The following is a 14,787-nucleotide window of genomic DNA, read 5'->3' as shown; positions in this document are numbered from 1 at the left end:
GCCATGACTCCCGTTCCCCCGCTCCTGGCCGTCGCCCACGGCAGCCGCGATCCTCGGCACGCCGCGGCGATGGCCGCCCTGGCCGCACGCGTACGCGCGCTGCGGCCGGGGTTGCGGGTGGACATCGGCTACCTGGACCACTGCGGCCCGCGCGTACCCGACCGGCTGGACGCGCTGGCCGACGCCGGCGCCGAGACCGTGGTCGCGGTACCGCTGCTGTTCACCCCGGCGTTCCACGCCAAGCAGGACGTGCCGAACGTGCTGCGCCATCGCCGGCTGACCGTGCGTCAGGCGGCCACGCTGGCTCCTTCCCCGCTGCTGCTGGCGGCCTTGGACCGGCGCATGCGCGAGGCCGGCGTGCGGCCCGGAGACGGCCGTTACGGCGTCGTCCTGGCCACCGCCGGTTCCACAGATCCGGAGGCGAACGCGGTGACCACCATCGTCGCGCGGGAGTGGCGGCGTACCGGTTGGTGCGCCGTGGTCCCCGCGTTCGCCTCCGTCCACCAGGGCTCCACGATCGGCGCCGCGATCGAGGACCTGCGCACGCTGGGCGCCGAACGCGTCGCCGTCGCGTCCTGCATGCTGGCCCCGGGCATCCTGCCGGACCGGATCCTCGAACAGGCCCTGGCCGCCGGAGCCGAGCCGGTCACCGAGCCGGTCGCGGACACCGAGGAGATCGCCCGGCTGGTGCTCGACCGCTACGACGCGGCGCTGCCGTCCCGATCCTGGCTCTCCGCCTGACCCGGGACCGGTACCATCACCGGCGTGATCGACTCGGTGGCCGGCGAACGTTCGGTGCTCGTACGCGCGTGCGCGAAGGTCGGAGTGCCCTCCGCGGACGCGGTGTTGCTCGCCTTCGGCGAGAACGCGGTGTTCGCCCTCCCGGGTCCGGGTCTGGCCGTCCGGGTGGCGCGCGGGGCACACATGGCCGAGCGGGCGCGCCGTGAGATCGCGGTCGCGTGCTGGCTCGCCGAGCAGGACTTTCCGGCGGTCCGACCCGCGGCCGGGATCGATCCGCAGCCGGTGCTGATCGACGGCCGTCCGACCACCTTCTGGGAGTTGTTGTCGCCGGCCGAACGCGAGCCGGACATCGCCGACCTGGCCCGGTTGCTCAAGAAGCTGCACGCGCTGCCCACGCCCCCGTTCGCACTGCCCGCCCGGGCGCCGCTCGCGCTGGTGGAGACCTGGCTGGATTCCGCCGACGCCGCCGTGGGGTTGGAGGACCGCCGCTATCTGCTGGACCGCCGCGACGCGTTGGAGGCGGCCCGCCGCGAGCTCACGCCGGCCCTGCCGCAGGGCCTGATCCACGGCGACGCGCTGCTGCGCAACGTCCGCGTACACGGCGGCCGGGCGCTGCTGTTGGACTGGGAGACCGTCGCCCACGACCTGCGCGAGTACGACCTGGTGCTGACCCCGATGGCGGCCGCGCGCTACGGCCTGCCCGACGGCGCGGAGCGGCGGTTCGCGAAGAAGTACGGCTTCGACGTCACCGACTGGCCCGGCTACCGGGTGCTCCGGGACACCCGCGAACTGGCCGCCACCGCGTGGGTGGCCCAGCACGTACCCGGCAACCCGGCGGCGGAGGAGGAGTTCCACCACCGGGTCCGCACCCTGCGCACCGACGACGAGAACGCCCGCTGGCACGCCTTCTGACCCACCGAACCGCCCCACCACCGGACCCCGGCAGGCCACCCCGAGCGCCGTGGAACCGCAACCGCCGCTCCTACGCCACGGGCGGTGCGGGTGGGCACACTCGAACCCGGGTCGACCGGGACGCAACCGCAGCCCCGCTCAGGACGTGCGCTTGCTGTCCGTCCACTGCTGTTCGAACTCCTCCTGGAACAGCGGATAGAGCCCGCGCCCGGTGGTCCCCGTCGCGTCGGCGCGGAGCACGAAGGCAGGCGACTCCACCCCGCGCGCGCGGCGAAGGTAGGGCTGGACGAGTCCCACGTCCCCGTCCACGAAATACGCGACGAACCGCGGTGCCTCGTCGTACAGCCGGATCTCGATCCGGCGCGGCTCGCGCAGCTTCGAGCGGATCCGGCGCAGGTGCAGGATGTTGAGGGTGGTCATCCGGGACAGCAGCCCCTTCTTGATCCCCTCGTCCTTCTCCCGCTGCTTCATCGCGTCCCCGGCCGGGTTCAGGAAGAGCAGGCGCATCTCGCAGCCGCTCGCCGCCAGCCGGGTCAGATCGCGCCCCGAGTAGTTCTGGCACAGCAGGTTGAGCGAGACGCCCATGGCGTCGATCCCGCGCGCACCGTCCACCAGGTCGGCGAACGGCAGGCGCCGTTGCAGCGCCGAGCGGTCCTGGAAGACCCCCACCACGTCCGCGTAGCGCCCCGCGAACAGTTCCTCGACCGCGTCCAGGGCCAGCCGTCGATCGCCCTGGTCGGCGAGCGGGCCGTCCAGCATCGCCAGCACCCGCAGGCACGCGCGTTCGACCTGGGCCAGCACGTCGGGCGAGAGCACCCGGTTGCGGGCCACGATGTGCCGGCCGATCTCGACCTCTTCCAGGGCCCGTTCCAGCTTGCGCCGGTCCGGCAGGAACGGTTCGAAACACCACCAGTTGCGCACCATCAGCTCGCGCAACTGCGGCAGGGTCAGGAACGCGATCAGTTCGTCGTCGGCCGGGTCCACGATGTATCCGCGCCGGCGGCTCATCTCGCGCACGGCCTCGGCGCGCTCGACCCATTCGTTCTGCACGTTGCCCGCCGCCGCGAGCACCCAGGCGCCGTCGTCGTGCGGGTGCTCGCCGGGCCCGTAGACCGGGACCAGCACCGCGGCGATCACCGCCCGCAGCCGCTGTTCGATCAGGTTCAGGTACACGTACGCCCGGCCCGCCCGGCGGGCCCGCAACAGCGCGCCGGCCCAGTCGTCCTCGGTCCAGGTGAGCGTCGCGGGGTCTATCCCGGGCATCGGGTCGGGCGGGCTCGAACCGTCCAGGACCGCGGTTCCCGCCCCCATCCCCGTTCCCGTCCCCATCCCGGTCGCCGCGTGCCGGGGCCCGGGCAGCATGCCCGGGTCGAACGCGAACGAACCGGTGTCGGTGAGCCCGGCCGACCCGCCCGCGGACTCGGCGTCCGGGTAGCCGGCGTACGGATCCGGGAAGGTGTCCCCGCCGTCGCCCGGTGTCGGGCCGGTCCCGCCGCCGAGGCCGGTCGTACTCGTCCCCTCCGCAGGTTCCTCGGGCGTCGAGGGTGGCGAGCTGGACTCCCGATCGGCCATCGCGTCCCATCCGTTCGTCGTCGAGCCGGAACCGAACGAGCGTATAGCGAAACCCGACGGCCTCGGGAAGGCCGCGCGGGGCGGCACGGATACCTCGTTCGAGTGATGGACGCACGTGCATTACCCGGATGGCGCAAGCCAATTGGGGGGACTCGGCGCGCTCTGGCAACTTCTGCCCAGCGGCACGATGACGTCTCGGAACAATTGCCGGACGGCAGAGGGTCTTCCCTCCACCTGTTCCGGAGCGCAACCGGGACGGATCGACGGTCCGTCTCATGCGGCAGGAACCGTGGGCACCCAGGAGGTCGTCATGTTGGCCATGAACGGCAGGATCCCGGCGGGACGCACCGGCACCGAGGACGATTTCGCCAAGTACCGCGACGTGGTCGCGGACATCTTCGCGCACCACCGGCGCACCGAGCCCGGGGGCACCGGCGGTGCGGCGTGCTCGTGCGGCGGCGCGTGGCCGTGTCGGGAGGAACGACTCGCGGCGGAACTGCTCGACTGGATCCGACCGATGTGATCGAAACCGATCGGATCGGCGGTTTGCGCCCTACGGTCGGGCCGGAAATCCACCCGACCGGGGGACGCCGGAGCGGATCTCGCACATGAATCCGGTTCGGTACGGGAGACTGCAAGCTGCCGAAGCACGATCCGCGACAAAGCAGGTTGCTCATGCAGGTCTGGCCCGGTCATCCGTATCCGCTCGGCGCCACGTACGACGGCGCCGGCACCAACTTCGCGGTCTTCTCGGAGGCCGCCGAACGCATCTGGTTGTGCCTGCTCGACGAGAGCGGCGCCGAGGAGCGCATCGAGCTGCGTGAAGCCGACGCGTTCGTCCGGCATGCCTACCTGCCGGGCATCCAGCCCGGCCGGCGGTACGGCTACCGCGTCCAGGGGCCGTTCGACCCGGCCTCCGGCGCCCGGTGCAATCCGAACAAGCTGCTGCTCGACCCGTACGCGAAGGCGATGTGCGGCGAGGTGCACTGGCACGAGTCGATGTACGGCTACTCGTTCGAGCACCCGGACCTGATGAGCACCACCGACTCCGAGCCGCACACGATGGCCTCGGTGGTGATCAACCCCTACTTCGACTGGGGCGACGACCGGCCGCCGCGCACGGAGTACCACGACACGGTGATCTACGAGGCGCACGTGCGCGGGCTGACCCGCACCCACCCGGGGCTGCCGGAGGAGATCCGCGGCACCTACGCGGGGATGGCGCACCCGGCGGTGATCGAGCACCTGGTGAGCCTGGGCGTGACCGCGATCGAGCTGATGCCGGTGCACCAGTTCATCCACGACCACCGGCTCTCCGACCTGGGCATGCGCAACTACTGGGGCTACAACACGATCGGCTTCTTCGCGCCGCACGCGGCCTATTCGTCCACGGGCGAACGCGGCCAGCAGGTGCAGGAGTTCCGCTCGATGGTCAAGGCGCTGCACGCGGCGGGCATCGAGGTCATCCTCGACGTGGTCTACAACCACACCGCCGAGGGCAACCACCTCGGGCCCACGCTGTCCTTCCGCGGCCTGGACAACGCGTCCTACTATCGGCTCGCCGACGACAAGCGCTACTACCTGGACACCACCGGCACCGGCAACAGCCTGCTGATGCGCAGTCCGCACGTGCTCCAGCTGATCATGGACTCGCTGCGCTACTGGGTCACCGACATGCACGTGGACGGCTTCCGCTTCGATCTGGCGGCCACCCTGGCCCGGCAGTTCCACGAGGTGGACCGGCTGTCCTCGTTCTTCGACCTGGTCCAGCAGGACCCGATCGTGTCCCAGGTCAAGCTGATCGCCGAGCCGTGGGACGTCGGCGAGGGCGGCTACCAGGTGGGCAACTTCCCGCCGTTGTGGACCGAGTGGAACGGCAAGTACCGCGACACCGTGCGCGACTTCTGGCGCGGCGAGGAGCGCACCCTGGCCGAGTTCGGCTCGCGGCTGACCGGCTCCTCGGACCTGTACCAGGACGACGGCCGGCGGCCGATCGCCTCGATCAACTTCGTCACCTGCCACGACGGCTTCACCCTGCACGACCTGGTGTCGTACAACGACAAGCACAACGCGGCCAACCGCGAGGACAACCGGGACGGCGAGAGCCACAACCGATCCTGGAACCACGGCGTCGAGGGCGAGACGGACGACCCGGACGTGCTCGCGCTGCGAGCCCGCCAGCAGCGCAACTTCATCGCCACCGTGCTGTTGTCCCAGGGCGTGCCGATGATCGCGCACGGCGACGAGTTCGGCCGCACCCAGCGGGGCAACAACAACGTCTACTGCCAGGACAACGAACTCGCCTGGGTGCGGTGGCCGCAGGGCGAGGTGCCGGACCAGCTGGAGTTCATGCGGATGATGACCCGGCTGCGGGCCGAGCACCCGGTGTTCCGGCGCCGGCGCTTCTTCCACGGCAGATCCGTCCAGGGCACCCACGACGAGCTCACCGACATCGCCTGGTTCACCCCCACCGGCGAGGAGATGTCCGACGGCGACTGGTGGGCGGCAGCGGCCAAGTCGGTCGCGGTCTTCCTCAACGGCAACGCGATCTCCGAGCCCGACCCGCGCGGCCAGAAGATCACCGACGACTCGTTCCTGCTGTTGTTCAACGCCTCGCACGAAACCGAGGAGTTCACCATCCCCGAGGGCCTGGGCACGACCTGGACGGTCGTGGTCGACACCGCCGACGACAAGACCACGATGCACGACCCCAAAACCCGCACGACCGTCGACGGCGGCGGCTGCCAAACGGTCGTATCCCGCTCACTGGTGGTCCTGCAACGCCCCTGAGGGGCGCATCAGACCAGCAGCGAGGTGTCCAGGTCGGCGAACGGCTTGGGCATGGGAGCCGCGGTCCCGTACGCAATCGTGGCCACGGCCGCGTACCAATTGCCCGGAACGAGGGAATCCGCCGGTCGTGGCCGGGCGCGTCCGATCAGGTTTCACCACCCCGGCGGGTGGTAGTGCGCGGCCGTCCGGGGAAGCTAGTCCGCATGACCTCGTCGCCTGCTAACCTCCCCACCGGGACCTACCGGCTCCAGTTGCAGCCCGCCTTCGGGTTCGCCGACGCCGCCGCCGCCGTGCCCTACATCGCCTCGCTCGGGGTCAGCCACCTGCACCTGTCGCCCGTGCTGCAGGCCGTGCCCGGGTCCACCCACGGCTACGACGTGGTCGATCACTCGCGCGTGTCCGCCGACCTGGGCGGCGAGGACGGGCTGCGCGCGCTGGCCGGCTCCGCCGCCGCACACGGGCTGGGCATCGTGCTGGACATCGTGCCCAACCACATGGCCGTGCCCGCGCCCGAGTCGCTCAACCGGCCGCTGTGGCAGACCCTGCGGGAGGGACCGGACTCGCCCTACGCCCGGTGGTTCGACATCGACTGGTCCCGACACGACGGCCGGGTGCTGCTGCCCGTGCTCGGCGGGCCGATCGAGGAGGTCGCCGACGAGCTGATCGTGGACGGCGACGTGCTGCGCTACCACGAGCACGAGTTCCCGCTCCGGGCCGGCACCGACAAGCTCGCGCTCGACGAACTGCTCGCCGCCCAACACTTCGAACTCGCGTACTGGCGGCGTGCGGACACCGAGCTGAACTACCGCCGGTTCTTCACCATCGCCGGCCTGATCGCGCTGCGCCAGGAAGACGAGGAGGTCTTCGCGGCCACCCACGCGACCATTTTGCGACTGGTCGACGAGGGCCTGGTGCAGGGACTGCGGATCGACCACCCGGACGGGCTCGCCGACCCACGCGCCTACCTGGCCCGACTGCGCGCCGCGGCGCCGAACGCGTGGATCGTGGTGGAGAAGATCCTCGCCGCCGACGAACACCTCCCCGCCGACTGGGCCTGCGACGGCACCACCGGATACGACGCACTGCGCCGGGTGGACAACCTGTTCGTCGACGCCGAGGGCGCCGAGCCGCTGCGCGCGCTGCACCGCGAGCAGACCGGCGTCCGGGAGGGCTTCGACTACCTCGCCCAAGAGGCCAAGGCCGAGGTGCTCGCGGGCGGCCTGGCCACCGAATTCGCCCGGCTGCGGCGCACCCTGGACCGGCTGGAACCGATCGCGGGGGCCGGCGACATCGGCCGCGCACTGCCGCCGCTGCTGGCCGCCTTCCCCACCTACCGGCCCTACCCCGGCGGCGGCCCCGGCTCGATCGCGGCCATGGCACAGGCGCTGACCGGGGTGCCCGGCCAGGTTTCCGAGGCGGCCCGCGAGATCGCCGAACTCGCGCTCGCCGACGGCGAGTTCGGCACCCGCTTCGGCCAGGTGGCGGCGGCACTCGCGGCCAAGGGCGTCGAGGACCGCGCGTTCTACCGCTGGTACGGCCTGAGTTCGCTGAACGAGGTGGGCGGCGCGCCGGACTCGATCGGCCTGGACATTGCCGGCTTCCACGACGCGTGCGCACGCATGTCGCCGACCACCATGACCACGCTGAGCACCCACGACACCAAGCGCAGCGAGGACGTGCGGGCCCGGCTCGCGGTGCTGGCCGAGGTCCCCGAGGACTGGGCCGAACGAGTGCACACCTGGAACGACTGGTCCCGCCCGCACCGCTCCGAGTTCCGCTTCGGGCCGGACGGCTACGACACGTACCTGCTGTGGCAGACCCTGGTCGGCGCCTGGCCGCTGTCCGCCGACCGGGCCGTCGACTACCTGCGCAAGGCGATGCGCGAGGCGGCCCGGGCCACCACCTGGACCGACCCGAACCCCGACTACGAGGCGGCGAGCGAGGCGTTCGTGCGCGCCGTCCTGGCGGACGAGGAGCTCACGGCCGACATCGCGCAGTTCGTCACCGACCTGGATCGTCCGGCCCGGGCCGTCTCGCTCGGCGCCAAGCTGGTCCAGCTCACCATGCCGGGAGTGCCGGACGTGTACCAGGGCGGCGAGCTGGCGCTGTACACGCTGGTCGACCCGGACAACCGGGCCCCGGTCGACTTCGGCCGCGAGCACGGCCCGCTGGACGCGCTCAAATTCCGGGTCACCGGCGCCGCACTGCGGCTGCGCCGGGAGCATCCCGACTGGTTCACCGGCTCCTACACACCGCTGCTCGCCCGCGGCAAGGAGGCGCAACACGCGATCGCGTTCGTCCGCGGCGGCGAGGCGATCACCGTGGCCACCCTGCTGCCGGCCGGCCTCGCGGCCAAGGGCGGCTGGGGCGGCGCACTGTTGCCGCTGCCACCGGGCCGCTGGGTCGACGCGCTGACCGGCAACCCGTACTCCGGGCAGGCCCGGCTGCGGCACATCCTGGAGGACCTGCCGGTGGCCCTGCTCACCCGCGGCTGACCCGGCCGCGCCGCACGCTTCCCCGTTCCCACGTCGTTCGCACCCGTTCCCGCACGTTCCCGGAAAGTCCCGCACGTTCCCGGAAAGGACACAACCATCGTGGTCAGGTTCGAGGTCTGGGCTCCGAAAGCGTCGTCCCTGGACGTCATCGTCGACGGCCGACGCAAGCCGATGCGGGACGCGAACCGACCAGGGTGGTGGCAGGCGGACGTGCCGGCCGCGGTGCACGGGAGCGACTACGCGTTCGTGATCGACGGCAGCACACCGCTGCCCGACCCGCGCTCCCCGTGGCAGCCGCAGGGCCCGGACGGCCCGAGCCGAGTGGTGGACCACACCGCGTACGCCTGGGCCGACCGGGCCTGGACCGGCCGGCCGCTGCCCGGCGCGGTGGTCTACGAGCTGCACATCGGCACCTTCACCGTCGAGGGCACCTTCGCGGCGGCGATCGAGCGCTTGGACCACCTGGTCGACCTGGGCATCACGCACGTCGAGGTGATGCCGGTGTCCGCCTTCCCGGGCAGGCACGGGTGGGGCTACGACGGCGTGTGCCCGTGGGCGGTGCACGAGCCGTACGGCGGCCCGGAGGGCCTCAAGCGCTTCGTGGACGCGTGCCACGGGCGCGGCCTGGGCGTGATCCTGGACGTGGTGCACAACCACCTGGGCCCCTCCGGCAACCATCTCCCGCGGTTCGGGCCCTACTTCACCGACCGCTACAAGACGCCGTGGGGTTCGGCGGTCAACCTGGACGGGCCCGGCTCCGACGAGGTCCGTGCCTACCTGGTCGGCAGCGCGCTGATGTGGCTGCGCGACTACCACGTGGACGGGCTGCGGCTGGACGCGGTGCACGCGCTCGCCGACAACCGCGCGGTGCCCTTTCTCGAAGAGTTGTCCGAAGCGGTGGACAAGCTCGCCGCGTCCAGTGGCCGGCCGCTGTTCCTGATCGCCGAGTCGGACCTGAACGACCCCCGCGTGGTCACCCCGCGCGAAAGCGGCGGAATGGGCGTCCAGGCCCAGTGGAGCGACGACTTCCACCACGCGCTGCACTCGCTGCTCACCGGGGAACGACAGGGCTACTACGGCGACTTCGGGTCGATGGGCACCCTCGCCAAGACACTCACCCGGGTCTGGCTGCACGACGGCACCTGGTCCTCGTTCCGCGAGCGCACGCACGGACGCCCGGTGCCCGTCTCACGCATGCCCGCGTACCGCTTCCTGGGCTACCTGCAAACCCACGACCAGGTCGGGAACCGGGCCACCGGCGACCGCATCTCGGCCGCCCTGCCACCGGCGCTGCTGGCCGCGGGCGCGGCCCTGGTGCTCACCTCGCCGTTCACCCCGATGTTGTTCATGGGCGAGGAATGGGGCGCGTCCACGCCGTGGCAGTACTTCACCGACCACACCGACCCCGAACTGGCCGAGGCGGTACGCAACGGGCGCCGCGCCGAATTCGCCTCGCACGGGTGGGACGTCGCGCAGATCCCGGATCCGCAGTCGCCGCAGACGGTGCGCGACTCGTGCCTGGACTGGGACGAACTCAAGGGCTCGCCGCACGCGGCGCTGCTGGCCTGGTACAAGCGGCTGATCGCGCTGCGCCGCGAATGGGAACACCTGACCGACCCGGATCTGACCCGGGTTCAGGTCAGCTTCGAGGAGACCGCCGGCTGGCTGATGGTGCACCGCGGCGCCTTCCGTACCGCGGTCAACCTGGCCGAGCAGCCCGCGACGCTGCCGATGGGCACCGGCGCGGCCGAGATCGTCGCGGCCTGGGACGACCGCGCGGAGATCCGTCGCGGCCTGGTCGGCACCACCCTGCGACTGCCCGCGACCTCGGTCGCGGTGGTCCGGGTGGGATCGCGCTGAGCCCACCGTCCGGACCACGACTGCGGCGTCGAGCGCCGGACGAGTCGATCCGACCCGTCCGGCCCGTCCGACGTTCGAGGACGGGCACGGCCCAAGGACCGTGCCCGCGTGCTCACGACTCCAGCAGCCGCTTGCGCTCCGCCTCGACGTCGAACGTCCCCGCCGGGTATCGGGGGTCCAACTCGGTGAGGTATTCGAGCAACAGCCGGCTGATCGCCCAGTTGCGATACCACTTGCGATCCGCCGGCACCACGTGCCAGGGCGCCGCGTCGGTGTCGCACTTCTCCAATGCGGCCTCGTAGGCCGCCCGATAGTCCGGCCACACCGAGCGCTCGTCGATGTCCGCCGGGTTGAACTTCCAGTGCTTGTCCGGGTTGTCCAGCCGCGCGAGGAGCCGTTCCTTCTGCTCCTCCGGGGAGATGTGCAGGAAGACCTTGACCACGCTCACCTCGTCCTTGGCCAGGCCCTGCTCGAAGCGGTTGATCCCGGCGTAGCGGCGCGACCACACCTGGCGCGGGACCAGATTGCGCACCCGTGCGATCAGCACGTCCTCGTAGTGCGAGCGATCGAACACGCCGATCAAACCGGGGCCCGGTACCTGGTTGCGGATCCGCCACAGGAAGGGATGCCCGAGCTCTTCCTCGGTCGGCGCCTTGAACGCGTGGATGTGGCAGCCGGACGGATTGAACTGGCCGATCACGTGCTTGACCGTGCCGCCCTTGCCGGAGGTGTCCATGCCCTGGACCACCAGGAGCACCCGGCGGCGCGCACCACCGGCCACGGCCTGCGCGTACAACTTCTCCTGGAGTTCGGCCAACCGCGGCCCCATCGCCTCGATGTCGGCGAGCGCGTCCGCCTTGTCGCCGCGGAAGCCGGGTGTGGCCCGCGGGTCGATCGCGGTCAGGTCGACGGGGCCGCCGGCCAACCGCAGCGCGGCCCGAACGGAGGGCTCGGCCGGCCCGGAGTGGTCGGGCGCTTCGGCGCTCGGTTCGGCGACCACCCGAAGCCGGGGCGGCCCGGACGCGACCTCGGGCTCCGGCTCGGGCGCCACCTCGGATTCCGGCTCCGGCTCCGGATCGCTCGCGGCCGACGGGTCGGCGCCCTCTTCGCCGACCACGTCGAGGTCGAGGACTGCGACGTCGACGGCTTCGACCTCGACCCCGACAGCCTCGACCCGGACAGCCTCGACCTCGACGGTTTCGAGACCGAGCGCTTCGCCTTCGACCGTCTCGAGGCCCAGTACCTGCGCCGCGGCCCGCTCCGCCTCGGCCCGCTCGGATGCGGCCTTCAGCGCCTTGGCGGCCTTCTTGTCCGCCTTCCCCGCCGCCTCGGCCTGCTCCGCGCGCAGCTCCCGCTCCGCCTTCAGCGCCTTCGCGGCCTTCTTGGCGCTCATGGCGGCCTTCTCGGCCTTCTCGGCGCCCGTGGCCGCCTTCGCGGATTTCTCGGCCTTCTTGGCGGCCTTCTCGGCCTTGGCCGCCTTCTCAGCCTTCTTGATCTTCTTGGCAGCCTTCTCAGCCTTGGCAGCCTTGGCAGGCTTGGAAACCTTCTCAGGCTTGGAAACCTTCTCGGCCTTGGCGGCCTTCGCGGATTTCTCGGCCTTCCCAGCCTTGGCAGCGGCCTTGGCGGCGGCCTTCACGGCGTCCTTGGCAGCGGCCTTCGCGCCCGCCGTCTCGGCCGATGCCTCGCCCAGGCCCGCCGGGGCTTGCCCCTTCGAGTCCCGGTCGGTCCTGCCTGCACTCTTGCGTTCGGCCTTCTTCGCCATACCGCTGCCTCCGCGTCGTCGGGACCCGGGTCCGATGATGCCGCACCCGAACACCGGTCGCCCACGGACAACGCCCGCACGGCACACGGCCGATGCCGGCCGTACCGCACCCGGGGCGGGCCTTCGATCCCCCGCCCGAGCACCGCGACGCGGGATCGAAGACCCGCCCCCGGGCCGCCCGGTCAGCGGGTGGGCACGTGCTCCGCGCCGTCGCGGGCCATCGCCACCAGCCGCGAGACCGCCCGCAGGTACTTCTTGCGGTAGCCGCCGGCCAGCATCTCCTCGGTGAACAACTCGTCGAACGGCACACCCGAGGCCACGATCGGCAGCTCGCGGTCGTACATCCGGTCCGCGAGCACCACCAGGCGCAGCGCGGTCGCCTGGTCCTGGACCGGTCGCACCCCGTGCCAGAAGATCCCGGTGACGCCGTCGAGCATGGCCCCGTACCGGCTGGGATGCACGGTCGCCAGGTGCCCGAGCAGCTCGGCGAAGTCGTCCAGCGCGGCGCCCTCGGGTGCGGCCGCGGCGGCCTTGCCGACCACGTCGTCGGCGATCGGCGTGGGGGCCGCGGGCAGGCCCCGGTGCCGGTAGTCCTCGCCGTCGATGCGCAGCGCCTCGAAGCGTGCGGACAGCCCCTGTATCTCGCGCATGAAGTCCTGCGCGGCGAACCGGCCCTCGCCGAGCTTGTCGGGCAGCGTGTTCGAGGTCGCGGCCAGCTTGACGCCCGCGTCGGCGAGCTTGCCGAGCAGCGTGGAGACCAGGACGGTGTCGCCCGGGTCGTCCAGCTCGAACTCGTCGATGCACAGGAGCCGGTGTCCGGACAGCGCCTCGACGGTCTGCCGGAAGCCCAGGGCGCCGACCAGGTTGGTCAGCTCGACGAACGTGCACAACGACTTGGGGCCGGGTGCGGCGTGCCACAGCGACGCGAGCAGGTGGGTCTTGCCCACGCCGTAGCCGCCGTCGAGGTAGATCCCGCTGGGGCCGGGCGCGCTCTCGCGGCGGAACCAGCGCCGCTTCCCGTTCCCGCCGTCCCCGTTCAGCTCGGCGGCGAACCGCTCCAGGCGCTGCACGGCCGCGGCCTGCCCGGGTTGGTTCGGATCCGGGATGTAGGTATCGAAGCGCACGTCGCCGAAGCGCGGCGGCGGAACCATCTCGGCGACGAGACGGTCGGCGGGGACGCTGGGCTGACGCCGGGTGAGCGACACGACGTGGGCTACGGACACGATCATCAAGCCTACGACGCGTGCAAAACTCGGTCGCATGCGCCGTCTCCTTCCTGTGCCCAGCACCCCTGCCGAGCCCGACGTCGACCTCGTCGAGGCGTACGCCTATCCGCCGGACCGCACCTGGCTGCGGGCGAACATGGTGGCGAGCCTGGACGGCGCCGCGCAGGCGCCCGACGGCCTGTCCGCGGGACTGTCCTCACCGGCCGACAAACGCATCTTCGGGGTGCTGCGCGGGCTGGCCGACGTCGTGCTGGTGGGCGCGGCCACGGTCCGCCAGGAGGGCTACCGGCCGCCGAAGCCCAAGGCGGCCTACGCCGCCGCCCGCGCCGCCGCCGGGCAGCCGCCGGCGCCGGTGATCGCGATCGTCTCGCGCAGCCTGGCCCTCGACTTCACCACGCCGCTGTTCACCGAGGCGATCACCCCGACCATCGTGATCACCTGCGAGGATGCCGCCCCACAGGGCCTGGCGGCGGCTCGCGAGTACGGCGACGTGATCGTCGCCGGGCGGGACCGGGTCGACTTCGCGAGCGCCCTGGACGCCCTCGCGGCGCGCGGGCTGACCCGGCAGCTGACCGAGGGCGGCCCGCACGTGCTGGCCCAGATCGCCGCGTGCGGCCGCCTGGACGAGCTGTGCCTGACGCTGAGCCCGCTGCTGACCGCCGGCCCCGCCGATCGGATCCTGGCCGGCCCCACCCTCGTGGACGCGGTGCCGATGCGCCCGGTGTCGCTGCTGGAGGAGGACGGCTCGCTGTTCACCCGCTACGTGCGCTCGTAGGCATCGGGCCGGGTGTGCTCGTGGGCCCCGCCCGGAGCGCTCGCGAGGTCCGGCCGATCCCGGTGCCGCGCCCGAGAGTGGGAGGGTGGTCTCCCGGGCAGACGGGGCACGGACGCCCCGGCTCGGCGGTCGGATCATGTGGATCAAGGGAGTGTTGCGTGTACACGATCGTGCTGCTCATCGAAAAGGTCCTGAACGAGGCGGACGTCAAGTTCGTCACGAGCCTGCACGAAGGCGTCGAGACGTCCTTCGTGGTGGTCCTGCCGGGCAAGGCCGACCATCGCAAGCTGCTCCAGGCGCTGGACGACGTGGCCCTGGTGCGTCTGGACGAGGCCGCCGAGGACATCGAGGAGAAGCCCGGCCCGGACGACGGCGCGACCGCCGCCCGCCGCACGCTGGACGCGAGCGTCGCGGCGCTGCGCGCGAGCGGCGCGACCGCCGTCGGCGAGACCACCCCCGGCCGCGACCCGCTGGACACGCTCAAGCAGATCGTCGAGCGGCACGACGCGGACGAGGTGATCGTGCTCACCGACCCGCACTTCATCGAGGAGGTCTTCCACCGCGACTGGGCCTCGCGGGCCCGACAGAACGTGGGTGTCCCGGTGCTCAAGCTCTTCGCACACGACGTGAGCTGACACAATCGCGGGAGCCCGC

11 protein-coding genes are annotated in these 14,787 nt (G+C 71.8%); 8 read left to right on the top strand and 3 right to left on the bottom strand.

Features of this window, described 5'->3' with window-relative positions:
* Positions 1-3 precede the first annotated feature (3 nt).
* Both ACFZBU_RS19065 and ACFZBU_RS19060 read left to right on the top strand, forming a co-directional pair.
* On the top strand, positions 4-741 hold the full coding sequence (locus tag ACFZBU_RS19065) for a sirohydrochlorin chelatase (RefSeq protein ID WP_391584774.1): 738 nt from the start codon (positions 4-6) through the stop codon (positions 739-741).
* Between the two features lie 24 nt (positions 742-765).
* Entirely contained in the window at positions 766-1,653 is an 888-nt protein-coding gene (locus ACFZBU_RS19060; RefSeq protein WP_391584773.1) for a phosphotransferase enzyme family protein, read from the top strand.
* 138 nt (positions 1,654-1,791) lie between these two features.
* On the opposite strand, the gene ACFZBU_RS19055 is transcribed toward ACFZBU_RS19060, so the two are convergent.
* Positions 1,792-2,916: an SAV2148 family HEPN domain-containing protein gene (locus ACFZBU_RS19055; RefSeq protein ID WP_391585140.1), complete on the bottom strand. Its 1,125-nt coding sequence runs from the start codon at positions 2,914-2,916 to the stop codon at positions 1,792-1,794.
* A gap of 598 nt (positions 2,917-3,514) precedes the next feature.
* Between ACFZBU_RS19055 and ACFZBU_RS19050 the strand changes: the two genes are divergently transcribed.
* The 4 genes from ACFZBU_RS19050 (at position 3,515) to treZ (ending at position 10,370) form a co-directional block, all read left to right on the top strand.
* Positions 3,515-3,748 (top strand): hypothetical protein, encoded by a 234-nt coding sequence (locus ACFZBU_RS19050; protein ID WP_391584772.1) that lies wholly within the window; start codon positions 3,515-3,517, stop codon positions 3,746-3,748.
* 152 nt (positions 3,749-3,900) lie between these two features.
* Complete coding sequence (gene glgX, locus ACFZBU_RS19045; protein WP_391584771.1) at positions 3,901-6,015, top strand: glycogen debranching protein GlgX; 2,115 nt, start codon at positions 3,901-3,903, stop codon at positions 6,013-6,015.
* A gap of 203 nt (positions 6,016-6,218) precedes the next feature.
* Positions 6,219-8,510, top strand: a complete 2,292-nt coding sequence (gene treY, locus ACFZBU_RS19040; RefSeq protein WP_391584770.1) for a malto-oligosyltrehalose synthase — start codon at positions 6,219-6,221, stop codon at positions 8,508-8,510.
* A 99-nt stretch (positions 8,511-8,609) separates the two neighbouring features.
* Entirely contained in the window at positions 8,610-10,370 is a 1,761-nt protein-coding gene (gene treZ / locus ACFZBU_RS19035; protein ID WP_391584769.1) for a malto-oligosyltrehalose trehalohydrolase, read from the top strand.
* Positions 10,371-10,482: 112 nt separating this feature from the next.
* On the opposite strand, the gene ACFZBU_RS19030 is transcribed toward treZ, so the two are convergent.
* Positions 10,483-11,301 carry a PPK2 family polyphosphate kinase gene (locus tag ACFZBU_RS19030; protein WP_391585139.1) on the bottom strand — a complete coding sequence of 273 codons (819 nt, stop codon included), beginning with the start codon at positions 11,299-11,301 and terminating at the stop codon, positions 10,483-10,485.
* 1,013 nt (positions 11,302-12,314) lie between these two features.
* The gene (gene zapE / locus ACFZBU_RS19025; protein ID WP_391584768.1) at positions 12,315-13,361 is read right to left on the bottom strand and encodes a cell division protein ZapE; all 1,047 of its coding nucleotides are present in this window, start codon (positions 13,359-13,361) and stop codon (positions 12,315-12,317) included.
* Positions 13,362-13,392: 31 nt separating this feature from the next.
* Here zapE and ACFZBU_RS19020 point away from each other — a divergent pair, with 31 nt between their 5' ends.
* Complete coding sequence (locus ACFZBU_RS19020; protein WP_391584767.1) at positions 13,393-14,133, top strand: pyrimidine reductase family protein; 741 nt, start codon at positions 13,393-13,395, stop codon at positions 14,131-14,133.
* A gap of 158 nt (positions 14,134-14,291) precedes the next feature.
* Positions 14,292-14,768: an indole-3-glycerol phosphate synthase gene (locus tag ACFZBU_RS19015; protein WP_391584766.1), complete on the top strand. Its 477-nt coding sequence runs from the start codon at positions 14,292-14,294 to the stop codon at positions 14,766-14,768.
* The last annotated feature ends 19 nt before the right edge of the window (positions 14,769-14,787 follow it).

This window comes from Embleya sp. NPDC008237 (assembly GCF_042956465.1).
Lineage (GTDB): Bacteria > Actinomycetota > Actinomycetes > Streptomycetales > Streptomycetaceae > Embleya.
The sequence above is the reverse complement of the archived record's forward strand: the minus strand, read 5'-3'. Positions and strand labels throughout refer to the sequence as shown.

Coding starts and splice junctions, on each gene's coding strand:
- ACFZBU_RS19065 (WP_391584774.1), top strand. CDS start 4: ATGACTCCCGTTCCCCCGCTCCTGGCCGTCGCCCACGGCAGCCGCGAT.
- ACFZBU_RS19055 (WP_391585140.1), bottom strand. CDS start 2,916: ATGCCCGGGATAGACCCCGCGACGCTCACCTGGACCGAGGACGACTGG.
- glgX (WP_391584771.1), top strand. CDS start 3,901: ATGCAGGTCTGGCCCGGTCATCCGTATCCGCTCGGCGCCACGTACGAC.
- treY (WP_391584770.1), top strand. CDS start 6,219: ATGACCTCGTCGCCTGCTAACCTCCCCACCGGGACCTACCGGCTCCAG.
- zapE (WP_391584768.1), bottom strand. CDS start 13,361: ATGATCGTGTCCGTAGCCCACGTCGTGTCGCTCACCCGGCGTCAGCCC.
- ACFZBU_RS19020 (WP_391584767.1), top strand. CDS start 13,393: ATGCGCCGTCTCCTTCCTGTGCCCAGCACCCCTGCCGAGCCCGACGTC.